Annotated in this window: 19 protein-coding genes; 7 read left to right on the top strand and 12 right to left on the bottom strand. The window is 62.0% G+C overall.

Going from position 1 to position 22790, the window contains the following annotated elements; genetic code table 11:
* Positions 1–32 precede the first annotated feature (32 nt).
* From AB4Z13_RS05965 to AB4Z13_RS05955, 3 genes are all read left to right on the top strand, one after another.
* Positions 33–1139, top strand: a complete 1107-nt coding sequence (locus tag AB4Z13_RS05965; RefSeq protein ID WP_439014445.1) for a methyl-accepting chemotaxis protein — start codon at positions 33–35, stop codon at positions 1137–1139.
* Positions 1140–1325: 186 nt separating this feature from the next.
* A complete protein-coding gene (gene pepN / locus AB4Z13_RS05960; protein ID WP_439014444.1) occupies positions 1326–3974 on the top strand; it encodes an aminopeptidase N in 2649 nt (882 codons plus the stop codon).
* Positions 3975–4178: 204 nt separating this feature from the next.
* On the top strand, positions 4179–6494 hold the full coding sequence (locus AB4Z13_RS05955) for a PAS domain-containing sensor histidine kinase (protein WP_439014443.1): 2316 nt from the start codon (positions 4179–4181) through the stop codon (positions 6492–6494).
* 12 nt (positions 6495–6506) lie between these two features.
* Here AB4Z13_RS05955 and AB4Z13_RS05950 read toward each other — a convergent pair whose 3' ends face one another.
* From AB4Z13_RS05950 to AB4Z13_RS05935, 4 genes are all read right to left on the bottom strand, one after another.
* Complete coding sequence (locus AB4Z13_RS05950) at positions 6507–9464, bottom strand: bifunctional [glutamine synthetase] adenylyltransferase/[glutamine synthetase]-adenylyl-L-tyrosine phosphorylase (protein ID WP_439014442.1); 2958 nt, start codon at positions 9462–9464, stop codon at positions 6507–6509.
* Between the two features lie 81 nt (positions 9465–9545).
* Entirely contained in the window at positions 9546–10952 is a 1407-nt protein-coding gene (locus AB4Z13_RS05945) for a HAMP domain-containing sensor histidine kinase (RefSeq protein ID WP_113324124.1), read from the bottom strand.
* Positions 10949–11695: a response regulator transcription factor gene (locus AB4Z13_RS05940; protein WP_029616368.1), complete on the bottom strand. Its 747-nt coding sequence runs from the start codon at positions 11693–11695 to the stop codon at positions 10949–10951. Before AB4Z13_RS05940 ends, AB4Z13_RS05945 begins: the two co-directional genes overlap by 4 nt.
* A gap of 135 nt (positions 11696–11830) precedes the next feature.
* Entirely contained in the window at positions 11831–13396 is a 1566-nt protein-coding gene (locus AB4Z13_RS05935; protein WP_439014440.1) for a Do family serine endopeptidase, read from the bottom strand.
* 242 nt (positions 13397–13638) lie between these two features.
* Here AB4Z13_RS05935 and AB4Z13_RS05930 point away from each other — a divergent pair, with 242 nt between their 5' ends.
* Genes AB4Z13_RS05930 through AB4Z13_RS05915 form a run of 4 tightly spaced genes read left to right on the top strand, consistent with a single transcriptional unit; the run spans position 13639 to position 15311 of the window.
* Positions 13639–13986 (top strand): metalloregulator ArsR/SmtB family transcription factor, encoded by a 348-nt coding sequence (locus AB4Z13_RS05930; protein ID WP_113324126.1) that lies wholly within the window; start codon positions 13639–13641, stop codon positions 13984–13986.
* Positions 13987–14026: 40 nt separating this feature from the next.
* Positions 14027–14503, top strand: coding sequence for an SRPBCC family protein (locus AB4Z13_RS05925; RefSeq protein ID WP_439014438.1), 477 nt, complete (start codon positions 14027–14029; stop codon positions 14501–14503).
* Between the two features lie 5 nt (positions 14504–14508).
* The gene (locus tag AB4Z13_RS05920) at positions 14509–14925 is read left to right on the top strand and encodes a VOC family protein (protein WP_439014437.1); all 417 of its coding nucleotides are present in this window, start codon (positions 14509–14511) and stop codon (positions 14923–14925) included.
* Complete coding sequence (locus tag AB4Z13_RS05915; RefSeq protein ID WP_439014436.1) at positions 14922–15311, top strand: DoxX family protein; 390 nt, start codon at positions 14922–14924, stop codon at positions 15309–15311. The genes AB4Z13_RS05920 and AB4Z13_RS05915 overlap by 4 nt, the downstream gene beginning before the upstream one ends.
* A gap of 43 nt (positions 15312–15354) precedes the next feature.
* Here AB4Z13_RS05915 and AB4Z13_RS05910 read toward each other — a convergent pair whose 3' ends face one another.
* The 8 genes from AB4Z13_RS05910 to AB4Z13_RS05875 all read right to left on the bottom strand — a co-directional run bounded on the left by AB4Z13_RS05910 (position 15355) and on the right by AB4Z13_RS05875 (position 22688).
* Positions 15355–15828, bottom strand: coding sequence for a cytochrome c-type biogenesis protein (locus AB4Z13_RS05910; RefSeq protein ID WP_439014435.1), 474 nt, complete (start codon positions 15826–15828; stop codon positions 15355–15357).
* A gap of 173 nt (positions 15829–16001) precedes the next feature.
* Positions 16002–17996, bottom strand: a complete 1995-nt coding sequence (locus AB4Z13_RS05905; RefSeq protein ID WP_442205940.1) for a heme lyase CcmF/NrfE family subunit — start codon at positions 17994–17996, stop codon at positions 16002–16004.
* Complete coding sequence (gene ccmE / locus AB4Z13_RS05900; protein WP_439014432.1) at positions 17993–18520, bottom strand: cytochrome c maturation protein CcmE; 528 nt, start codon at positions 18518–18520, stop codon at positions 17993–17995. The genes AB4Z13_RS05905 and ccmE overlap by 4 nt, the downstream gene beginning before the upstream one ends.
* Positions 18517–19671: a c-type cytochrome biogenesis protein CcmI gene (ccmI, locus tag AB4Z13_RS05895; RefSeq protein WP_439014431.1), complete on the bottom strand. Its 1155-nt coding sequence runs from the start codon at positions 19669–19671 to the stop codon at positions 18517–18519. The genes ccmE and ccmI overlap by 4 nt, the downstream gene beginning before the upstream one ends.
* A gap of 99 nt (positions 19672–19770) precedes the next feature.
* A complete protein-coding gene (locus AB4Z13_RS05890) occupies positions 19771–20199 on the bottom strand; it encodes a hypothetical protein (protein WP_310377810.1) in 429 nt (142 codons plus the stop codon).
* Positions 20200–20320: 121 nt separating this feature from the next.
* Positions 20321–21724, bottom strand: coding sequence for a sensor histidine kinase (locus AB4Z13_RS05885; protein ID WP_113324135.1), 1404 nt, complete (start codon positions 21722–21724; stop codon positions 20321–20323).
* Positions 21714–22385, bottom strand: a complete 672-nt coding sequence (locus AB4Z13_RS05880; protein ID WP_113324136.1) for a response regulator transcription factor — start codon at positions 22383–22385, stop codon at positions 21714–21716. The genes AB4Z13_RS05885 and AB4Z13_RS05880 overlap by 11 nt, the downstream gene beginning before the upstream one ends.
* Before the next feature lie 54 nt (positions 22386–22439).
* Positions 22440–22688, bottom strand: a complete 249-nt coding sequence (locus AB4Z13_RS05875; protein WP_113324137.1) for a hypothetical protein — start codon at positions 22686–22688, stop codon at positions 22440–22442.
* Positions 22689–22790: the final 102 nt, after the last annotated feature.

The raw sequence follows: 22790 nt of genomic DNA, 5'->3' as shown, positions 1-22790 counted from the left end.
AGTCGCGTCAGATTATTTTCAGGATCTTTTTGATGAAGCCGCTCAGCGCAGAGATCGTTTCCCAGTCGCAGAACGCAACGCCCCGCTCGATGCGTGTCGTCACCGATGGCATCAGCACGGATCTGGAGCGCTTCAGCGCCGACAACACCAGCATCGTCAAGCAGATCAAGCTGCTTGCCATCAACGCGCTGATCGAGGCGGCCCGCGCCGGCGAAACCGGCAAGGGCTTTGCCGTCGTCGCCAATGAAGTGCAGCGGCTGGCGCAGATCGCCACGGAGATCACCAACAAGTTCGAAAGCAATGTGCTCGGGCGCATCGGTCTCAGCCGTGCGATGGCGGATTCGCTCGTCACCGAGATGGAAGGCGTGCGGTTGACCGATCTCGCGCAGACGCTGGTTCAGCTCATCGTGCGCAACCTCTTCGAACGCACCGCCGACGTGCGCTGGTGGGCGACGGATCCGGCGCTCTGGCAGGCGCTGCAGGAGCCGGACAAGGATCGTGTCGCGTTCGCGGCCGAACGGCTCGGCGTCATCAACCGCTTTTATACTGTTTATCTCGACCTCGTGATGACTGATCTCTCCGGCCGGGTGATCGCATCGGCCAATCCGACCTTTCAGCGCAAGATATCAGGTTCATCGCTTGCGGGCGATCCGTGGTTCCGGGCCGCGGCGGGCTGCGCCTCCGGCGACGACTATATCGTCGATGAAGTAAAACCGAGCCCTCTCCACGACCAGCGCCATGCGCTCGTCTATGCGACCGGCATCCGCGAAGGCGGCAAGCTCGACGGCAAGCTCCTGGGTACGCTCGGCGTCTATTTCGACTGGCAGAATCAGGGTCAGGCGATTGTCGAGAAGGAAGCGAACCTGCCGCCGCAGCTTGCGGAAAAGACCACCGTCATGCTGCTCGACGGCGCAAGCCGTGTGATCGCCAGCACCAATCCGGCCATGCTCTTCACCCATTTCGCGCTCGCCAACCAGACCGGTCAGCCTAAGGGCAGCTATTACGACAATAACGGCTCGATCGTCGCCTTCGCGCGCACGCTCGGCTACGAGGATTATGACGGGCTCGGCTGGTATGGCGTTGTCATCCAGCAGACGGAAAGCGACGCCGAGATCAAGACTGCGCTCAATCTCAAATAGCGGTCTTCTCCTTTCAGCTGCACATGCACGACAAATTGACCATAATAATTTGGCTGTGAACTTCGCATTCACGGTCGATTTGCTTTAACTTTAGTTCAGACTTTAATGTAATTATGGCGGCCAAATTTCAGCAGAGTGCGCCCGCCTCTGTAATCGGCCATTGTCTAATAAAGGTCTTCAGGCAACATGCGAACAGATACCGGTCAGGTCATCAATCTGGCAGATTACCGCCCAACAGATTTCGTGCTGGAACGCGTCGACCTGACTTTTGAACTGGATCCGACAGAAACAAAGGTGGAAGCGCGGCTGATCTTCCATCGCCGCGAAGGCGCCGATCTTTCCGCTCCCCTCATCCTCGATGGCGACGAGCTCAATCTTTCCAGCCTTCTCTTCGACCAGAACGAACTGGCGCCGGAACGCTATACGGTAACGCCCGAAAGCCTGACCATCCGCGACCTGCCGGAAACGGTGCCTTTCGAAGTGACCGTCACCACGATCATCAATCCGGAAGCCAATACACAGCTGATGGGCCTTTACCGCACCAGCGGCATCTATTGCACGCAGTGCGAGGCCGAAGGCTTCCGCCGCATCACCTATTTCCCCGACCGGCCGGATGTGCTGGCGCCCTATACGGTCAACATCATCGCCGACAAGGATGCCAACCCGCTGCTCTTGTCTAACGGCAATTTCCTCGGTGGTGCCGGCTATGGTCCGGGCAAGCATTTCGCCGCCTGGTTCGACCCGCATCCGAAGCCGAGCTATCTCTTCGCACTGGTCGCCGGCGATCTCGGCGTCGTCGAAGACACGTTCACCACGATGTCCGGCCGCGAGGTCGTGCTGAAGATCTACGTCGAGCATGGCAAGGAGCCGCGCGCGGCCTATGCGATGGACGCGCTGAAGCGCTCGATGAAGTGGGACGAAGAGGTGTTCGGGCGCGAATACGATCTCGACATCTTCATGATCGTCGCGGTTTCCGACTTCAACATGGGGGCCATGGAGAACAAGGGCCTCAACATCTTCAACGACAAATACGTGCTCGCCGATCCCGAGACGGCGACCGATGCCGATTACGCCAATATCGAGGCGATCATCGCGCATGAGTATTTTCATAATTGGACCGGCAATCGCATCACTTGCCGCGACTGGTTCCAGCTCTGCCTCAAGGAAGGCCTGACTGTTTATCGCGACCACGAATTCTCGTCCGACCAGCGTTCGCGCCCGGTCAAGCGCATTGCCGAAGTGCGCCACCTGAAATCCGAGCAGTTCCCGGAAGACGGCGGCCCGCTCGCCCATCCGGTGCGCCCGACCAAGTATCGCGAGATCAACAACTTCTATACGACGACGGTCTATGAGAAGGGCAGCGAAGTCACGCGCATGATCGCGACCCTGCTTGGCCGCGAGACCTTCAAGAAGGGCATGGACCTCTATTTCGATCGTCACGACGGCCAGGCCGTCACGATCGAGGATTTCATCAAATGCTTCGAGGATGCGAGCGGCCGCGATCTCGCGCAGTTCTCGCTCTGGTACCATCAGGCCGGCACGCCGCTCGTGACCGCATCCGGCACCTATGATGCAGGCGCCAAGACGTTCAGCCTGTCACTGGAACAGATGATCCCCGCGACACCCGGCCAGCCGACCAAGGAGCCGATGCATATTCCGCTGAGCCTCGCACTCTTTGCAGAGGACGGCTCCAAGATCGAACCTGCTACCGTCGACGGCGCCGAATATGCCGGCGAGGTGCTGCATCTTACGGCGCGGACACAGACTGCCGTCTTCCACGGTATCGGCTCGCGCCCGGTGGTTTCGATCAACCGCAGCTTCTCTGCGCCGATCAATCTGCATTTCGATCAGAGCCCGGCCGATCTGGCGCTGCTCGCCCGCTATGAGACGGATCATTTCGCCCGCTGGCAGGCGCTGACGGATCTGGCGCTGCCGAACCTCCTGAAAGCCGCCCGCGATGCCCGCGAGGGTGCGCCGATCGTCTGCGAACAGACCTTCGTCGATACGCTGATTGCGGCGGCTGCCGATGAAAGCCTCGAGCCTGCCTTCCGCGCCCAGGCGCTGGCCTTGCCGAGCGAATCCGACATCGCCCGCGAGCTCGGCAGCAACATAGATCCCGATGCCGTCCATGCCGGCCGCCAGGCGATCATGAAGCAGATCGCCGAAGCCGGCAAAGCCACCTTCGCGGCCCTCTACGACGCGATGACCACACCGGGTGAATTCAGCCCGGATGCCAAGAGCGCCGGCCGCCGCGCGCTGCGCAACACCGCCCTTACCTATCTCTCCTATGCCGAGGGCAGCCCGGCTCGCGCCAAGGCCGCCTTCGACGGCGCCAACAACATGACCGATCTCAGCCATGCGCTGACGATCCTCGCCCATCGCTTCCCCGACAGCGCAGAGGCCAAGGCGGCGCTCGAATCCTTCCGCAGCCGTTTCTCGGAAAATGCGCTCGTCGTCGACAAGTGGTTTGCGATCCAGGCCGGCATTCCCGGGTCGGGCGCGGTCGATCGCGTCAAGGCGCTGATCGAAAACCCGCTCTTCAAGCGCACGAACCCGAACCGCATGCGCTCGCTGGTCGGCACGTTCGCCTTCGGCAATCCGACCGGCTTCGGCCGCGCCGACGGCGAAGGCTACCGTTTCCTCGCCGGCGAGATCCTCGACATCGACCAGCGCAACCCGCAGCTAGCCGCACGCTTGCTGACCTCGATGCGCTCCTGGCGCTCGCTGGAATCGGCCCGCGCCGATCATGCACGCTCGGCACTGATCGAGATCGAACGGGCGGCCAACCTTTCAACCGATGTCCGCGACATCGTCGAGCGCACGCTCAAGGGGTGATTTTCCGCAAATGATTTGCCGCCTAGCTGTCTTCCACCCGTGGGACAGCTAGGCCCGCCATCAGCGAATCCCTCCGAAAAACCAGCAATCCCAAATGGTTAATAAATTTTTACCGCCGGCTCTGGACAAGGCGAATCACGCATGATTCTCTAGGTGTAGTTCGAGCGAGCGGCGCGCGAATCACACGAGGGATTAGGTTCAGAGATGATGGACGTGCGGCGGGCAACCGCGGCCGAAGGACGGCTGCGTGTCGATTTTGGCGGGCTCAAAGCCTGGCGCGACAGCCTGTCCGGACAGACCGCAAAAGCTCCTGAGCCATTGCTGCGCCACCTGCCAAAGGCAGAGCTTCTCCTGAAGCGGACGATCCCTGTTCTCATTGTTGCCTTTCTTGCTGTCGTTGCGGCCTCGCATTTCTTCGGCATGGTCAGCGAATATAGCCGCATGGAAGCCTCCGCACGGCATGCAACGGCGCTTTCGGCTGCAACGGCGGCCGCCGTCTTTGCCGATGCGACCGATCTCTTCGACGGCGGCAGTGCGGCAGAGGCGCAGGCGCGCCTTGCGAAATTCCTGCCGCAGGATCGGCTGGAGAACGGCGCCTTCGTGCTGCTGGTGCAGGCAAGCGGCAAGGTGTTTGCGGCAACGACGGCCGGTGCCTCCTATATCGGCGCCGATGTCTCGGCCCTCTTCCCGGAGATCTCCGCGATCCGCCGCTTCGGCGACCGCACTGATGTCATCGAAACCAGCATCGGCGGCGAGCTGCATTATGCCGAGATCTCCCTGATGGGCACGGCGGGCGGCTATATCGTTTCCGCCACGTCGCTCAACGAGATAAACCGTCTCTGGCGCGAGGAACTGACGCTCAACGTCACGCTGTTTGCCGGCATCTCCTCCATCCTGCTCGTCATCCTCTATGCCTATTACATGCAGGTGAAGCGGGCGCGCGATGCCGATGACATCTTCCTGGAATCCAATCTCAGGGTCGAGACGGCGCTGTCGCGCGGCCGCTGCGGCCTTTGGGATTTCGATTTCCACAATCGCGAATTCTTCTGGTCGCGCTCGATGTACGACATGCTCGGACTTGCCGGCTCCGACAAGACGATGGGCTTTGCCGATGCGGCAAGGCTCATGCATCCGGAGGATAACGGGCTGCACGAGATCGCCCGCGCCGTCGCCAAGGGCGATTCCGGCCAGGTCGACCAGATCTTCCGCATGCGCCACGCGAGCGGCCACTATGTCTGGATGCGCGCTCGCGCTCAGGTGATCCGCGGCCATTCCGGCCGCGTGCACATGATCGGCATCGCCATGGACGTGACCGAACAGCATCGGCTTGCTCAGCGCTACGCCGAGGCCGACCAGCGACTGGCCGATGCTATCGAGTGTACCTCGGAAGCCTTCGTGCTGTGGGACAAGAACGACCGGCTCGTCATGTGCAACGCGCATTTTCAGCAGGCCTACGGACTTCCGGACAGCGTGCTGGTGCCCGGCACGGAACGTACGGTCGTTCATGCCGCTGCGGCGCGGCCCGTCATCGAGCGGCGCATTGCCGATGCGGACGGTTCCGGCTATTCGCGCACGACGGAAGTGCAGCTTGCCGACGAACGCTGGCTGCAGATCAACGAACGTCGCACCCGTGACGGCGGTCGCGTATCGGTTGGCACCGACATCACGCCCTTGAAGCGTCACCAGGAGCGCCTGCGCGACTCCGAGCGCCGACTGATGGCGACGATCAACGATCTCTCCGCCTCCCGCCAGACGCTGGAATCGCAGAAGGCCGAGCTTTCGACCGCCAACTCCAACTATCTGGTGGAGAAGGAGCGCGCGGAAGCGGCCAACAAGGCGAAGTCGGAATTCCTCGCCAACATGTCTCATGAGCTGCGCACGCCGCTCAACGCCATCCTCGGCTTCTCGGAAATCCTGCAGAACCAGATGTTCGGGCCGCTCGGCTCGGCCAAGTACAATGAATATGCCCGCGACATCCATGACAGCGGCAAGCATCTCCTCAACGTCATCAACGATATTCTCGACATGTCGAAGATCGAGGCCGGTCACATGCTGCTGTCGCGCGAGCGCACCGACCTTGCGCCGCTGATCGAGGAAAGCCTGCGCTTCACCGCCATTCCGGCCGCTGAAAAGAACATCGTCATCGAGCAGCGCATCTCCTCGGGCATGACGCTGATGGCCGACCGCCGCGCCATGAAGCAGGTGCTGCTGAACCTGCTCTCCAATGCCGTGAAGTTCACCAATGAAGGCGGGCGCATTGCGGTTCGTACCCGCCGCGTCGCCGATGGCGTCATGGTCACTATCGCAGATACCGGCATCGGCATCCCGCGCGCAGCACTCATCAAGATCGGCCAGCCCTTCGAGCAGGTACAGAGCCAGTATGCCAAGAGCAAAGGCGGCTCCGGCCTCGGCCTCGCCATCTCCCGTTCGCTGACAAGCTTGCACGGCGGCAGCATGAAAATACGCTCGCGCGAGTCGGTCGGAACGGTCATCTCGCTGCGTATTCCCGATCAAGCCTGAGGCAATCCGGTCCTACGCCTTCACCACCGTCTGAAGGACCTTACGGACCGCCTTGGAAAGCCGCTTTACTTCGCCCTCCAAAGTCTTGATGTCAGGGCAGTCTCCGGCCCGGCAGACGAGCTCGGTCAGGCCCGCGGGTGCTTCCTTGGGATCGAAGAGGCTGTCGATGCAGAGCCGGATCAGTTGCGAAAGCTCTGTGTAGAGCGCGAAAGCTTCGAGGCAGGTATCGAGATCGGCGGAGGTCATCAACTTGTCGCCGATCGTCTTCAAAGCGGCACCGGTGGTAAGGCCGTTGATCTTGGTCTCGACACCCTTTACCGGCGCGATCAGGGCCAGATATTGGGCGATGAATTCGATATCGATCACGCCGCCCGGAATGAGCTTCAGATCCCAGCCATTTTCCGGCGCCTTTTCCTTTTCGATCAGCTCGCGCATCTCCGCGACGTCGTGGGCGACCTTGGCGATATCGCGTTTTGTTGAGAGCACGTCAGCAATGATGCCTTCCGCCTCGCCGACCAGGCTTTGGTCGCCGCAGATCAGTCGGGCGCGCGACAGCGCCATGTGCTCCCAGGTCCAGGCCTCTTCGCGCTGGTATTTGCCGAAGGAATTGATACGGGTCGCGACCGGTCCCTTGTTGCCGGAGGGGCGAAGCCGCATGTCGACTTCATAAAGCACGCCTTCTGCCGTGGGGGCCGAGAGGGCAGCAATCAGGCGCTGGGTGATGCGGGTGAAGTATCGCGTCGCATCGAGTGGTTTTGCACCGTCGGATTCGCCAGCGGCATCGTCGTAGTCGTAGAGCAGGATGAGATCGATATCGGAGCCTGCCGTCAGTTCGAAGCTGCCGAGCTTGCCCATGCCGGCAATCGCAATCCGTCCGCCGGGATAATTTCCGTGTGCAACGCGGATCTCGTTCATGACCGCGTCGAGGGCGGCTTCAATGATGAGATCGGCGAGATGGGTGAAGGCGCGCGCGGCCATGTCGCCATTGATTGCGCCTGTCAGCAGGCGGATACCGATCAGGAAGCGCTGTTCTGACGCGAAGATGCGCAGCCGGTCCAGCACTTCCTCATAGTGTCGGGCCTGCACCAGCGAGGCCTTCAGCCGCTCGCCGAGATAGTCGCGCGTTGGCAGCTCGGCCATCAGGCCGGGGTCGAGCATGCCGTCGAAGACATGCGGGCGGGCGGCGATGACTTCCGCGAGCTTCGGCGCCGAGGACATGATGTTGACGATGAGGGAGAGCAGCGCCGGGTTGCTGCCAAGCAGCGAGAAGAGCTGGATGCCCGACGGCAGGCCGGAAATGAAGCTGTCGAAGCGCAGCAGCGCCTCGTCCGCCCGCTTGCTTTCGCCGAAGACGCGCAGAAGCCCGGGCGTCAGCTCCGTCAGCCGCTCGCGCGCCTCGACCGATTGCGTGGCACGGTAGCGGCCGTAGTGCCAGGTGCGGATGATGCGGGAAATATCCGAAGGGCGTTCGAAGCCGAGTTTCCTCAGCGTCTCCAGCGTATCGGGATCGTCGCCCTGGCCGGTAAAGACGAGATTGCCTGTCCCAACGGAGAGTTTGGTTTCCTGTTCGAAGAGGTCGGCATAACGCCGCTCGACCGCCTTGAGCACCTCCACCAGCCGCTCGGAAAAACTCGGCGTATCGGTAAAGCCCATCAGGAAGGCGATACGCTTCAATTCCGCGTCCGTCTCCGGCAGAAGATGGGTCTGCTCGTCGCGCACCATCTGGATGCGGTGCTCGACATCGCGCAGGAACCAGTAGGCTTCGGTCAGCTCGTCTCGGGTTTCCGCGTCGATCCATTTTGCCCTGGTGAGTTCGGCCAGCGTCTCCTCGGTGACGCGGGAGCGCAGAGCCGGCATGCGCCCGCCGGCGATCAGCTGCTGGGTTTGCACGAAGAATTCGATCTCGCGGATGCCGCCGCGGCCGAGCTTGACGTTGTGGCCTTTCACGGCGATTGCGCCGTGGCCCTTATGGGCATGGATCTGCCGCTTGATGGAATGGATGTCGGCAATCGCCGCATAATCGAGATATTTGCGGAAAACGAAGGGAGCGAGGCCGCGCAGGAACTGCTCGCCTGCCGCGATATCGCCGGCAACCGCACGGGCCTTGATGAAGGCGGCCCGCTCCCAGTTCTGCCCCCTGCCCTCGTAATAGATCATGGCGGCATCGACGGGGATTGCGAGCGGCGTGGAGCCGGGGTCAGGCCGCAGCCTGAGATCGGTGCGGAAGACATAGCCATCCGCCGTGCGCTCCTGCAGGATGCGCACCAGCCGTCGCATCATGCGTGGGAAGATCTCGATCGCATCATCGGGGTCGGGCACGATGCCGGCCTCTTCATCGAAGAAGATGACGAGGTCTATATCGGAGGAATAGTTGAGTTCGGAGGCACCGAGCTTGCCCATGCCGAGAACGATTACGCCGGAGCCTTCGCTGGGAGCGGCGATATTTTTCAGTTTCAGCTTGCCGCTTTCATGCGTCGACAGCAGCAGGTGATCGATGGCGGCCTCGACCGAGGCCTCGGCAAGTTCGCTGAGCCAGCCGGTTGTTGCGCGACCGTCGAAGATACGGGCGAGATCGGCAAGGGCTACGAGGAAGGCCACCCTGCGCTTGACGATGCGCAGCCTGCTCATCACCTGGCTTTCGCCGGGCGTACTTCCTTCGCCGTCCGGTTTCCAGCAATCGCGCGCTTCTGCAATCAACGCTTCGATCTGCGGCTCCAGCGGGTCGCTGATAGCGGAAGCAAGGATTGCCGGATCGAGATTGGCGATTTCGCGCAGGTAGGGAGAGAGCGTCAGGACGGCGGCGATAAAGTCGCGCAGCGACCCCTCGGCTTTCAGCATCTCAGCCACGACAGGCTCGCTCTTGCCGATATCCTGCAGGTCGGCAAGCGCCGACTTCAGTTCCGCCTGGCTCAGCGGCCGCAGGAGTCCTTCAGCGACATCCTTCAGGCCGTGGTTCGATTTCGTCAGCATTTGCTCTCCCTGCCATGCAGCAATGCGACTTTAAACTAGGGTGTCGAAACGAAAGCGCCAATATGAAAATGATCAGGAAAATCAGGCTGCCTTAGCGGGGAAAACCATACTGACGGTGAGGCCGGGGCGTTCGGTATTGCCGGGCTCGGTGTCGGACAGTTCCAGCGTGCCACCATGCAGCTCCATGATCGCTTCGACCAGCGAGAGGCCAAGGCCGGTGCCCGGCTTCGAGCGGCTTTCATCCAGGCGCACGAAGCGCTTCACTACGTCCTCGCGCCTGTCGAGCGGCACGCCCGGGCCGTGATCGGCGACGGAAAGGCAGATGCCGTCAGGGCGGCGGCTGAGCTTCACCGAGACGGCGCCTGGCCCTTCGGTATCAGCGGAATATTTGATCGCATTGTCGAGCAGATTGAAGATCGCCTGGCCGATCAGTTCGCGATTGCCCTGGATCTCGATGCTGGGCTCGATCTCCGAGGTCAGGGCCATGCCCGCCTCATCGGCGACAGGCTCATAGAGTTCGGCGCTGTCGGCGACGATGGCGGAGAGCTCGATCGGCGACATTTCGGCGGCGACGGAACCGGCTTCCACGCGGGAGATCATCAGCAGCGCATTGAAGGTGCGAATCAGCTGGTCGGATTCTGAGATGATGCCTTCCAGCGCGCCGCGGCGCACCTCGCCGTCCTCAATGTCGAGCGCATCGGCGGCCTTGTTGCGCAGGCGCGTCAGCGGCGTCTTCAGGTCATGGGCGATATTGTCCGAGACCTGCCGCAAACCTTCGTTCAGCTTTTCGATGCGTTCCAGCATGTTGTTCAGCGAGACGGAAAGACGGTCGAACTCGTCGCCCGAGCCGGCGACCGGCAGGCGCTGCGAGAGATCGCCGGCCATGATCTTCTTGCCGGCGTCCGACATGCGGTCGATGCGTTTCAACGCGTTGCGGCCGATGCCGAACCAGATGATGATGGCGCCGAGGCCCATGATGGCGAGCGCGATCATCAGCGCCTGGCGCACCAGCACGCGGAAGCGTTCCGGCTCGCCGAGGTCGCGGCCGATCAGCACGCGCAGGCCATTGTCGAGAACGAAGATGTTGGCAATCGCCGTATGCCGCACCACGCCGCTATCGGTATAGCGCTGATACATGAAGGGCACCGAGGTCCAGCCCTGCTCCTCGAAAACACCCGGCTGCACGGAGGCGACGTTGCCGGCAAGGATATCACCCGAGGGGCCTGCAATGAGGTAGAGATTGGCGCCCGGCTGACGGGCGCGGCGCTCCATCGTGCGCAGAAGCAGGTTCATGCCGCCGGCATCATAGGCGCGCTGGACCTGCGTCACTTCCTGGGCGACCGCATCGCGGATCTGGCCGGTCAGCAGCCGCTCGGACATCGCCGTCACATAGAAGACGAGCGTTGCAGCGCAGATGGCGAAAAGCAGGATATAAAGTGCCGAAAGGCGGACTGCGGTGGACTTGAAGAGAACCCGGAAACGGCTCATCCCTCATCCTTGATCATGTACCCCGCACCTCGGATCGTCTTCAGCAGCGGCTGGCTGAAGTCTTTCTCGATCTTGGAGCGCAGGCGCGAGACATGCACGTCGATGACATTGGTCTGCGGATCGAAGTGGTAATCCCAGACATTCTCCAGCAGCATGGTGCGGGTCACGACCTGACCGGCATTCTTCATCAAATATTCCAGCAGGCGGAATTCGCGCGGCTGCAGCGGGATTTCCTTGCCGCCACGGCGAACCTCATGGGAAAGGCGGTCGAGCTCGAGATCGCCGACGCGATAGACGACATCCTGATCCGGCGTGCCCTTGCGGCGACCGAGCACTTCGACGCGGGCAAGCAGCTCACTGAAAGCGTAGGGCTTCGGCAGATAATCGTCGCCGCCGGCGCGGAGACCCGTCACGCGGTCGTCGACCTGGCCGAGGGCAGAAAGAATGAGAACGGGCGTGTGGATGCCCTTGCGGCGCAGCTCGCTGATGACGGAGAGACCATCGCGGCGCGGCAGCATGCGGTCAATGACGATGACGTCGTAAGTATTCTCCGATCCCATGAAAAGACCGCTTTCGCCGTCGCTTGCATGGTCCGCAACGATCCCCGCCTCACGAAAGGCTTTCGTGAGATAGACCGCCGCTTCGAGATCGTCTTCGATAATGAGAATCTTCATGCGGCCGACATTACCCGCCGGTTGCTTTTCGGCAAGGCTCAAAGCGTCTTCTTGTTGGGGGGAGGTCATTGCGGGCGTCCTTCATAATTGAAGAATTTGGCATAATTGAAGAATTTGGCAGCTGTGAAGAATTCGTCAGACTTGAGGCGTTGGAGCCGCGCGGCGTTTGCGCCTGCGCGGCTCCGGCATTCTGAGGCCAGAAGATCAGCCCTGGCCATTGATCGGAAGCGCGACGAAGCGGCTGCCGTCCTTCGACTGGATCTGGAACAGCGCGCGGGTGCGGCCGTCCTTCTTGGCCTGGTTGATGACGCGGACGACATCGTCGGCGCTGGAGACCTCCTGGTTGTTGACCGAGGTGATCGTCTCGCCTTCCTTGATGCCCTTGTCGGCAGCATCCGAATTCGGATCGATGCCGGTGATGGCGAGGCCCTTACCGTCATCCGACGGGCCGACCGTCAGGCCGAGATCGGCAAGCGCCTTCTCGGAAGCCGGCGGCTGGGCCTGCTCCGGCTGGCCGTTGTCGTCACCAGCAGAAGCCTGCTGGTCGGCCGGCAGCGTGCCGAGCTCGACAGTCACGGACTGGGCCTTGCCGGAACGCCATACCGAAAGCTCGACCTTGCTGCCCGGCGTCATCGCGCCAATGCGACGGCTGAGATCGCGGGCATCCTTGACAGGCTCGCCGTTGACGGCAGTGACCACGTCACCCGTCTTCATGCCGGCCTTCTGGCCGGGCGTGCCTTCCTGAGCGGAGACGACCAGAGCGCCACTTGCTTCAGAGAGACCGAGGGAGTCGGCGATATCCTTGGTGACCGGCTGGATCTGAACGCCGAGGTAGCCGCGCGAAACGGTACCGTCCTTCATCAGGTCGGCAACGACATCCTTGGCGGTGGAGGCCGGGATGGCGAAGGCGATACCGACGCTGCCGCCCGACGGCGAGAAGATCGCGGTGTTGATGCCGACGACCTGGCCGTTGAGGTTGAAGGTCGGGCCACCAGAGTTACCGCGGTTCACGGCTGCGTCGACCTGGAGGTAATCGTCATAGGGGCCGGAGCCGATATCACGACCGCGGGCCGAAACGATGCCGGCCGTGACCGTGCCACCGAGGCCGAAGGGGTTGCCGACGGCGACGACCCAGTCACCGACGCGGACCTTGTTGTCATCGGCCCAGTTGACATAGGTGAATTTGCGGCCCTTGCCATCGACCTTCAGCACGGCAAGGTCGGTGCGCGGGTCCTTGCCGATCAGCTTGGCATCGAGCTCGGTGCCGTCGTTCATGACAGCAACGAATGCGGAGCCGTCGGAAACGACGTGGTTGTTGGTGACGATGTAGCCATCTTCAGTGATGAAGAAGCCCGAACCTTGAGCGACAGGGCGCAGACGGCCCGGACCGCCCGGCTGGCCGAAGCGGCGCTGCTGGTTCTGACCCTGGTGGCCCTGGCCCTGTTCGCCGAACTGACGGAAGAACGGCTTCAGAGCGTCAGGCAGATCGTCAAAGCCGCGACCGTTGAAATCGAAGGAGAAACCGTCGCCATCATCAGAGGCCGGCTTGACGCGGCTTTCGACGCGGACGGAAACGACGGCCGGGGAAACGGCGTCAACGACATTTGCAAAGCTCGGAACCGAGGGGGACTGGACATTGACAGCCTCGGCATAGGAACGGGAGATCTCGACAGGGATACCGGTTGCAAGAACGGCGGCTGCCAGACCTGCAACGGTGGATGCCTGAAGCACCGTTTTGAGGGACGGACGTCCGCGGAAATTTTTCAGCATAAGAGTACCTTCTTTTCTTGTTCAGACCTTCGTTCCGGCGGTGCCGGACCAGTTATGACCGAGATATAGGACGCCGCACCTTACTACGAACTGTCCAGCCCATGAAAAATTCGTAATGTACCAATATTCTTTTGGTTGCATGCCGAAGGGCGAGATTAATTGACCAAACCGCATTTAACCGATCAGTTGACAATCGATATCGCGCCCTGTATTTAACCGTTGAGTTATATACGAGGCCCATCATGCAGACCGACACTCTGAGCGCCGCTTTCGCAGCCCTCGCAGACCCCACACGCCGGGCGATCATCGCGCGGCTGGCCGAAGGCGAGGCTTCGGTCAACGAACTCGCCGCCCCCTTCGAGATGAGCCTTCCGGCGGTCTCGAAACATCTGAAGGTGCTGGAAAAGGCAGGGCTTATCAGCCGGGGCAAGGAAGCCCAATGGCGACCGGCCAAGCTCGAACCGATAGCGATGAAGGGCATTGCCGACTGGCTGGAGCAATACCGGCGTTTCTGGGAATCGAGCTTCGACCGGTTGGATGGCTACCTTCAAAAGATCCAGAGAGCGGACGACAGCGGCCCCCGCAATTGACAGTCGCCCTCTCATTTTTCAATCACGATAGGGGAATACCATGGCCGATCAGCTATCGCGCCCCACATTGCATATGCAACGGATATTCAATGCACCGCGTGCCCTCTTATGGGCCGCCTGGACCCGGCCGGAAATGGTCGTTGCCTGGCTCGGCCCTGTCGAACGGCCGGCGGTCAGCGTCGTGCAGGATCTGCGCGTCGGTGGCACATACAGGGCATGCCTGAAGAATATCGGGGATGGCAGCCTGCTGTGGCAGAGCGGCGTCTATAGGGAAATCGAGGAACCCTCGCGTCTCTCTTTCACCTTCCAGTGGGAGGGATCGCATGAGGATGGCGAACCGGTCGTGACACTCGTGACCGTCGTCTTCGAGGAACTGGCCGATGGCCGCACGCTGATGGATTTCACCCATGCGGACCTGAGGTCCGAAGAGAGCCTTACCGGACACAGACACGGCTGGGAGAGCACCTTCGGCAGGCTGGAAAGCTGGATTGCGGCTCAAGGAAATCAAAGGGAGTGATGACCATGAAACTCGTAACGAATCTCGTCTTCAAAGGCGAATGCCGGCAGGCCTTCGAATTCTACGCCAAAGTGCTCGGCGGCAAGCTGAACGGCATGTTCACCTTCGCCGAAGCGCCCGGCGACATGCCGATCGATCCGTCCTTCAAGGACAAGATCATGCATGCCTGGCTCGATGTCGGCGACCAGTCCCTCATGGGCTGTGACGCCCCTCCCGGATATCAGGAGAACATGGGCGGCTTCAGCGCCACGTATCACAGTCAGGATGCGGCGGAAGCGAAGCGTGTCTTCGAGGCGCTGTCGGAAGGCGGCAAAGTGACCATGCCCTTCAACGCGACCTTCTGGTCGCCGGGCTTCGGCATGTTCACCGATCGCTTCGGCACACCCTGGATGGTCAATACGATCCCGGCGGATCAGCGATGAGCGATAAGGCCATGATCTGGACCGGTCGCGTGCTGACCGGGCTTTTCGCGCTCTTCATGCTCGGAGCATCGATCGCCCCCAAGCTTCTTGGCCTGCCGATTGCCGAGGAAACCATGACCCAGCTCGGATGGCCAAACGGCTATGTGCTGATGATCGGCCTGATCGAGCTGACCTGCCTCGTGCTCTACCTCATCCCGCAGACGAGCGTTTTCGGTGCGGTGCTGATGATGGGGCTGCTCGGGGGTGCCATGGCCACGCAGATCCGGGCCGGAAGCCCGCTCTTCAGCCATATCCTGTTCAGCATCTATCTCGGGCTGTTCATGTGGGGCGGCTTGTGGCTGCGCGATCCTGCAGTCAGGGCGCTGTTTCCCTATCGAAAGGCGTGAGGATCAACCATTCCGCCGTGATTTGTCGCGGCGGAATGGTTTCTTATTTTTCCAGTAGCTCGGCGAGCTTCGCCTGCTCTTCGTCCGTGAGTTTGCTGCCGGTTGGCTTGCCGGCCCGCTTGCGGGCAAAGACGATGAGCGAAACCCCGCCGGCGAGGATCAGCAGCACCGGTGCACCCCAGAGCAGCAGCGTGCGCAGGCTGAAGCGCGGCTTCAGCAGCACGAATTCCCCGTAGCGTGAGACGATGTAGTTCAGCACCTGTTCGTCGCTATCGCCATCGGTGATGCGCTCGCGCACCAGCAGGCGCAGGTCCTTGGCGAGATCGGCATTGGAATCGTCGATCGACTGGTTCTGGCAGACCATGCAGCGCAGTTCGGCAGACAGTGCCCGCGCCCGCGCTTCGAGGGCCGGATCGGTGAGCATCTCGTCCGGGTTGACGGCGAAGGCGGACAGGGGCGTGAAGAGGACGAACAGGATAATGAGGAGCCGGGAGAGCAGAGACGAGATTTGCGACATGCGCCGAACCTCTCCTCCCCTCATTCCTGTGCTTGTCACAGGAATCCAGCCACGGCGCGTCCGCGCCGTGAATGAATCCATGCCAGTGTCAAATGAGTCTTCTGCGCCCAAGGACTTGGGCGCGCTGGATTCTTGTGACAAGCACAGGAATGAGGGAGATGGGGGACGGCGCATCATTCCGCCGGCTCCATGGCGGGTGTCGCCGGCTTCGCCTTTGCCTTCCTGCTTGGTGCACCGACACGCAGACGCCGGTCGCTGAGCGAGACGAAGCCGCCGAGGGCTATAATCAAGGTCCCGCCCCAGATGCACAGGATGAAGGGTTTCCACCAGATACGCACGACGATGCCGCCGTCATGGGTGGCGTCACCCAGCGAGACATAGAGCTGGCTGAGACCGAAGGTGAGGATACCGGCTTCCGTCGTCGGCATCTGCCGGGCGGTGTAAACCCGCTTGGCCGACCAGACATCGGCGACTTGCGCGCCGCCGCGGCGGATCGAGAAATGGCCGCGGTCCTCGGTATAGTTGGGACCGGTGGCCGGCTGCATGCCATCGAAGACGATGCTGTAGCCGCCGGCATCGGTCGACTGGCCCTGCTTCATCTCGACCACATGTTCGGTCTGGAACGTGGTGACCGCGACAATGCCGAGCACGGTGACGCCAAGCCCGGCATGGGCAAGTGCCGTGCCGAAGGCCGAGCGCGGCAGGCCGGAGAACCGGCGCCAGGCGATATCCGCCTTCACCTTGCCGATACCGGCGCGATACCAGAGGTCGGCCACCGCACCTAAGATCAGGAACAGGCCGGCAGCAAGGCCGAGCACGGCCATGACCGGGCCGCCATGTTCGAGATAGAAGAAGACCAGCGCTGCGACGAAAGCGAGACCGGCAACAACGTACAGCCGCTGCAGGGCGCCGAGCAGATCGCCGCGCTTCCAGGCAAGCAGCGGCCCGAACGGCACGACGATCAGAAGCGGCGCCATCAGCAGGCCGAAGGTCAGGTTGAAGAAGGGCGGCCCGACGGAGATCTTGTCGCCGGTCAGCGTTTCCAGCACCAGCGGATAGAGCGTGCCTGTTAACACCGTGCCGCAGGCAACCGTCAGGATCAGGTTGTTGACGACGAGCGCCCCCTCGCGCGAGATCGGCGCAAACAGGCCGCCGGCCGACAGAAGCGGAGCGCGGAAGGCAAAGAGCGACAGCGCGCCCCCGATGAAGATCAAGAGGATGCAGAGAATGAAGACGCCGCGGCTCGGGTCGCTGGCGAAAGCATGCACCGAGGTCAGGACGCCGGAGCGCACCAGGAAGGTGCCCATCAGCGACAGCGAGAAGGTGAGGATGGCCAGCAGCACCGTCCAGATCTTCAGCGCCTCGCGTTTTTCCATGACGAGGGCGGAATGCAGAAGTGCGGTGCCGGCAAGCCAGGGCATGAAGGAGGCATTCTCCACCGGATCCCAGAACCACCAGCCGCCCCAGCCGAGCTCGTAATAGGCCCAGTAGGAGCCCATGGCGATGCCGAGCGTCAGGAAGGTCCAGGCGGCCAGCGTCCAGGGCCGCACCCAGCGCGCCCAGGCGGCATCGATGCGGCCATCGAGAAGGGCGGCAACGGCAAAGGAGAAGCAGACGGAAAAGCCGACATAACCGAGGTAGAGCAGCGGCGGATGGATGGCGAGCCCGATATCCTGCAGCACCGGGTTCAGGTCCTTGCCCTCGGCAGGGGCCGGATCAAGGCGGACGAAGGGATTGGAGGTCAACAGGATGAAGAGGATGAAGGCAACCGAGATCCAGGCCTGGACGGCGAGAACATTGGCCTTCAGCGTATCCGGCAGATTGCGGCCAAAGATCGCGACCAGGGCGCTGAACAGCGAAAGGATCAGGAGCCAGAGCATCATCGAGCCCTCGTGGTTGCCCCAGACGCCGGAATACTTGTAGATCAGCGGCACCAGCGAATGCGAGTTCTCCCAGACATTCTGCACCGAGAAGTCGGAGACGACATGGGCATAGGTGAGCACGCCGAAGGAGAAGGCGACGAGGGCAAAGAGCAGGACGGAACCGAGCGGGGCGACATCCATCATCGCCTGATCGCCGCGCCGGGCACCGATCACGGGCACGACCGACAGGACGATCGCGGTTGCGAGCGCCAGAACCAGCGCATAATGGCCGATCTCGATGATCATGGCGTCGCCTTTGTCTCTTGCGCCTGGGCTTCCTGAGCCTTGGCTTCAGCACCTTGCGGCGCCTCACCTTGCTTTGTCGGGCCCTTGCCCTCTTCCCAGAGGCCTTGAGCCTTCAGCCTGTCGGCCACTTCCTTGGGCATATAGGTCTCGTCATGCTTGGCAAGCACGGTATCGGCGGTGAAGACAGTGCTGCCCGTCTCGAAGGCGCCTTCGGTCACCACCCCCTGCCCCTCGCGAAACAGATCCGGCAGGATGCCCTCATAGCGGACATTGACGATCTCTCCGCTCGGATCGGTCACGGCAAAGCGCACGACCGAGCCCTCGCCGCGCATGACGCTGCCGCTTCCGACAAGGCCGCCGAGGCGGATGCGGGTGCCGGGCGCCACCGGTGTCTTGGCGAGATCACCCGGCATATAGAAATAGGCGACCGACTGGCTGAAGGCGAACATCACGAGTAGCACCGCGACAAGGATGAAGCTCATGCCGCCGGCAATCACCGCCAGGCGTTTCTGCTTGCGCGTCATTCACTCAATCCTTCCGTCGCGATGCCGAGTTCCTTTGCCAGCGCGAGCAGCTGCCTGCCCTCGTCGCCCGATGCCGGGAAGGCGGCAAGCCCCCGCTTCAAGGCGCCGGCAGCGCGATCCTTGTCGTTCAATACGGCGTAAGAGCGGACGAGACGCATCCAGCCCTCGAAATTATCAGGGTCAGCCGACAGTTTGGCATCCAGGCTTTCCACCATGCCACGGATCATCTGCTGACGGTCGCCGCTATTCATGTTCTGAGCCGCCGCCACATCCTCCGCCGTCGGCCCGACCGGGGCGGCAGGCTTGGCTTCTGGCTCGGCTACAGGGGCGACCGCCGTGCCGCCGTTCTTGGCGATATGCTCGTTGACCAGCGGAAGCCAGGGTGCATCATCAGGCGATTGCTTCGCCAGATCCTCGAAGGCCGTGCGCGCCTGATCCGGCTGGCCCGCCTGCTCCAGGCTCAAAGCAACATAGAAGCGCGCACGCGGGTTGTTCGGCTCAAGCGCCAACGACTGTTCCAGCACCTTGCGCGCATCTTCGGTCACCACGCCTTCGGCCATCGCCATCAGCGTTTCTGCAAGGCCGTCGAGACGCGCGGGGCTTGGGCCAAGCAAACGGATGGCGTTGCGATAGGCGGTCTCGGCGTCGGTAATGCGCATGGTGCTGAAATAGATCGGCGCCAGCACATCCCAGCCCTTGCCGTCGTCAGGGTTCTGCGCCAGATGCCGCTCCGCCTTGGCCACGAGAACGGCCATATCATTCCCGGGATTGGCAAGCCGCGCCTCTAGCGGCTGGGACGGCAGGTCGGGCCTGCCGGTATTCATGTAAAGACAGAGCCCTATGATCGGCAGGAGCAGCACGATGAAGGCTTCGGTCAGGCGGTGATGCCTTGCGGGCTTGCGTTCTTCGGCCGGAGCAACACCGGAAACGGCGATCAGCCGGCGTCCGATCTCCGCGCGGGCGTAATCAGCCTCGTCAGCGCTGATCAGGCCGCCCGATAGATCCCTGTCGAGTTCACGCAACTGGTCGCGATAGACGGCCGCTTCACCGGCGCGCGTATCCTCAGCCGCCTTCGCCCCACGCAAAAGAGGGTAAAGCAGAATGGCGGCAACAGCCGCCGTCAGGACGGCCACGAGAATCCAGAACAGCATATCGGCCCAATTACTTGAAGCGCGCCCTCATTCCAACTGCCAATGCCGGAATGACGAAGATTTGAGGCTTTTGGCCGCAAGGATAACGAGCAAGGGCGCTCAGCCGAGCGGCGACCAGGTGCCGTTTTCGTTGCGACAGGCGGCACCGCGCGCCAGCGTATTCTTGCCATCGACCGTCACCGTATGGGTGTACTGACGGCAGTTCTGCGAGCCGACCTGATAGGGTGCTGCCGCAACGACGCTGCCATTGGCATCGCGACCAGTCCAGGTCACCGGCTGCCCGACGGCTGCACCTTCCAGCGCGCGGTATTCGGCTTCCAGCGCCCGCTGCTTGTCGCTGTCATCAAGCTCCACGCCGGTGCGTCCGACGATGCCACCCTGCAAGGCGGAGATGAAAGCGGCCGAAGCCGGGGGCTTGCCGCCGCCAAAGAGCCCACGCGTTGTAGCTCCCTTCGTCGTCGTGCAGCCAGAGAGCGCAACGGCGACGAGAAGGGAAGAAACGATCATGCCTTGCGAACGTAGAGTCATTGCAATCGAACCACGATCAGGGGTGTCAAAATGAGCCGATCGAAGTGCAGCGTCCCCGTGTCAGCATTAAGGCAAAGCATGCTATACATTTGCCACTATCTTTGTGACATCAAGCAGTTGCTCATGCAACATCCTTTGTCACACCTGGCAGGATAAGCTTGGCTTTGAGTCCGCCCCACTCCCCGCGCGTGAGTTCCAGGCGGCCCTGGTACTCGTTGGAAATTTCGGTGACGATGGAGAGGCCAAGGCCGGTTCCGGGCTTGCTCTCATCCAGCCGCCGGCCGCGCTTCAGCGCTTCGCGGATCTGGTCGGGCTCCAGGCCCGGGCCGTCATCCTCGACGGCAAGCTCCACCCAATGTTTTCTGGCGCTGGCTTCTGTGCCCTTCACGTCATCGCCGGCTTCGACCGCCGAGAGGCGCACCTTGCTCTTGGCAAAACGCGCAGCGTTTTCCAGCAGGTTGCCGACCGTCTCCTCGAGATCCTGCTGCTCCATGGCAACAGCCAGATGCGGCGGCTGGACGATCAGTTCGAATTCGGTATCGACATTCAGGCGACGCATGACGCGCACCAGCCGCTCGAGCGCCGGTTCGGCATCGGTGCGCGCAAGCACGGATTCACGCTGGGCGGCAATACGGGCGCGGTTGAGATAGGACTGCACCTGCCCCTGCATGGCTTCGGCCTGATTGCGCACCAGGTCGCCATGCGATCTCTCAAGCACACGCGCTTCATTGAGCAGCACGGCTATCGGCGTCTTCAGGGAATGGGCAAGATTGCCGACCTGCATGCGCGCCCGCTCGACGATGCGGCGGTTGCTGTCGATCAGCGCATTGACCTCATTGGCAAGTGGCAGGATTTCGCGGGGGAAATCACCCTTCAACTGCTCGCTTTCACCGGCGCGAATACGCTCCAGGGCGGCGCGCGCCTTGTCGAGCGGCTTGAGGCCATAGAGAATGGCAAGCGCGTTGACGATGAGACTGCCGACGCCGAAGCCGGCGAGCGCCAGATAGAGCCGGTGGGAGAAGTTGCGGACGTCGTCTTCCACGACATCGACATTGCCTGTCACGCGGAAGCGCGCGGCTCGGCCGTCGGTATCGAGCACGACTTCGGTTTCAGCCACCTGCACGCGGTTCCCGGAGGCGTCCGTCACCTGGTAGTAGCGCTCGTAATTCTTGTCGAAGGGGGCTTCCACGACCGACAGCACCGGGATCGTCGCGGAACCAAGAGACGGCGAGACGAGCGGCGCGGTCGTATAGGTGCCGAGCGGCTCGACTACCCAGTACCAGCCGGTCTTCGGCTGGGCGAAGCGCAGGTCGCCGAGCTGCGGGCTGCCCGACAGGGCACCCTGATCACCGATCGTCACGGAATTGATGACGTTATACAGCTGCGCGCGCAGGAGATCCTGAAAGCCGCGCTCGGCGCTGCGTCTATAGAGTGTCGAAATCAACAGGCCGATCACCACCAGCGCCACCGTCGACCAGACCGTGGTCAGAAGGAGCACGCGTGCGGTGAGCGACTTAATTCGCATTGGTCGGCGCTTGGATGCGGTAACCGAGACCGCGCACCGTTTCGATCAGATCGACGCCCATCTTCTTGCGCAGGCGGCCGACGAAGACCTCGATCGTATTGGAATCGCGGTCGAAATCCTGATCGTACATATGCTCGACCAGTTCCGTGCGCGACACCACCTCGCCCATATGGTGCATGAGATAGGCAAGCAGGCGGTACTCATGCGAGGTGAGCTTCAGCGCCACGCCATTGACGATCGCCTTCGAGGTCTTGGTATCGAGCCGCACCGGGCCGCAGACGATTTCCGAGGAGGCATGGCCGGCCGCACGGCGGATCAGCGCGCGGATGCGGGCGAGCACCTCCTCGACATGGAAGGGCTTGGTGACATAGTCGTCGGCGCCCGCATCGATGCCGGCCACCTTGTCGCTCCAGCGGTCACGGGCGGTCAGGATCAGTACCGGTACGGAGCGGCCGGCGCCGCGCCATTTTTCCAGAACTGTCACGCCGTCCAGTTCGGGAAGGCCGATATCGAGGATGATGGCGTCATAGGGCTCTGTGTCACCGAGGAAATGGCCTTCCTCACCATCGAACGCCTGATCGACGACATAACCCGCCTCTTTCAGCGTGTCGCTCAGCTGTCGGTTCAAATTGACGTCGTCTTCGACTACCAGAATGCGCATCGCTTCGCCTTCATCCGCTGCAAATCACTGATGTCATGAATAAGCCGATTCCGCCTACATCGGAACCTTTACCGTCACCTTGCGCGGACGCTGGCCATTGCCCTGAACGAGAACGGTGATGATGCAGGCATTGCCTACCGGCTGCACGGAAAGAAGCTGGCCGCCCGTCTCTTCCACGACCTGCTGGGCTGCGGCGCTGCAATCGCCCGCCACACGCAGGACAAGCGTGTGCGTATCGTCCGGTGAGGGCGCCGAAACCGCCAGACCGGCGGCCAATGCTGCGACGCTCAGAGGAGAGGCCATGTGCTGTGCTTTCAATGTAATGCCAACTTGTCCCGAATATGTACTCACGCGACCTGAATGGCAAATGAATGCACGGTAACGCAGGGTTTTTAGAACAATTCT

Source organism: Rhizobium sp. YAF28, assembly GCF_052113285.1.
GTDB lineage: Bacteria > Pseudomonadota > Alphaproteobacteria > Rhizobiales > Rhizobiaceae > Rhizobium.
This window is presented reverse-complemented; position numbering and strand designations above follow the sequence as displayed.

What these genes read in the sequence shown, in the direction of transcription:
- AB4Z13_RS05925 (WP_439014438.1), top strand. Translation starts at nt 14,027, where the DNA reads ATGGCCGATCAGCTATCGCGCCCCACATTGCATATGCAACGGATATTC.
- AB4Z13_RS05935 (WP_439014440.1), bottom strand. Translation starts at nt 13,396, where the DNA reads ATGCTGAAAAATTTCCGCGGACGTCCGTCCCTCAAAACGGTGCTTCAG.
- ccmI (WP_439014431.1), bottom strand. Translation starts at nt 19,671, where the DNA reads ATGCTGTTCTGGATTCTCGTGGCCGTCCTGACGGCGGCTGTTGCCGCC.
- ccmE (WP_439014432.1), bottom strand. Translation starts at nt 18,520, where the DNA reads ATGACGCGCAAGCAGAAACGCCTGGCGGTGATTGCCGGCGGCATGAGC.
- AB4Z13_RS05880 (WP_113324136.1), bottom strand. Translation starts at nt 22,385, where the DNA reads ATGCGCATTCTGGTAGTCGAAGACGACGTCAATTTGAACCGACAGCTG.
- AB4Z13_RS05910 (WP_439014435.1), bottom strand. Translation starts at nt 15,828, where the DNA reads ATGTCGCAAATCTCGTCTCTGCTCTCCCGGCTCCTCATTATCCTGTTC.
- pepN (WP_439014444.1), top strand. Translation starts at nt 1,326, where the DNA reads ATGCGAACAGATACCGGTCAGGTCATCAATCTGGCAGATTACCGCCCA.
- AB4Z13_RS05890 (WP_310377810.1), bottom strand. Translation starts at nt 20,199, where the DNA reads ATGACTCTACGTTCGCAAGGCATGATCGTTTCTTCCCTTCTCGTCGCC.
- AB4Z13_RS05940 (WP_029616368.1), bottom strand. Translation starts at nt 11,695, where the DNA reads ATGACCTCCCCCCAACAAGAAGACGCTTTGAGCCTTGCCGAAAAGCAA.
- AB4Z13_RS05920 (WP_439014437.1), top strand. Translation starts at nt 14,509, where the DNA reads ATGAAACTCGTAACGAATCTCGTCTTCAAAGGCGAATGCCGGCAGGCC.
- AB4Z13_RS05955 (WP_439014443.1), top strand. Translation starts at nt 4,179, where the DNA reads ATGATGGACGTGCGGCGGGCAACCGCGGCCGAAGGACGGCTGCGTGTC.
- AB4Z13_RS05905 (WP_442205940.1), bottom strand. Translation starts at nt 17,996, where the DNA reads ATGATCATCGAGATCGGCCATTATGCGCTGGTTCTGGCGCTCGCAACC.
- AB4Z13_RS05930 (WP_113324126.1), top strand. Translation starts at nt 13,639, where the DNA reads ATGCAGACCGACACTCTGAGCGCCGCTTTCGCAGCCCTCGCAGACCCC.
- AB4Z13_RS05875 (WP_113324137.1), bottom strand. Translation starts at nt 22,688, where the DNA reads ATGGCCTCTCCTCTGAGCGTCGCAGCATTGGCCGCCGGTCTGGCGGTT.
- AB4Z13_RS05950 (WP_439014442.1), bottom strand. Translation starts at nt 9,464, where the DNA reads ATGCTGACGAAATCGAACCACGGCCTGAAGGATGTCGCTGAAGGACTC.
- AB4Z13_RS05945 (WP_113324124.1), bottom strand. Translation starts at nt 10,952, where the DNA reads ATGAGCCGTTTCCGGGTTCTCTTCAAGTCCACCGCAGTCCGCCTTTCG.
- AB4Z13_RS05965 (WP_439014445.1), top strand. Translation starts at nt 33, where the DNA reads ATGAAGCCGCTCAGCGCAGAGATCGTTTCCCAGTCGCAGAACGCAACG.
- AB4Z13_RS05915 (WP_439014436.1), top strand. Translation starts at nt 14,922, where the DNA reads ATGAGCGATAAGGCCATGATCTGGACCGGTCGCGTGCTGACCGGGCTT.
- AB4Z13_RS05885 (WP_113324135.1), bottom strand. Translation starts at nt 21,724, where the DNA reads ATGCGAATTAAGTCGCTCACCGCACGCGTGCTCCTTCTGACCACGGTC.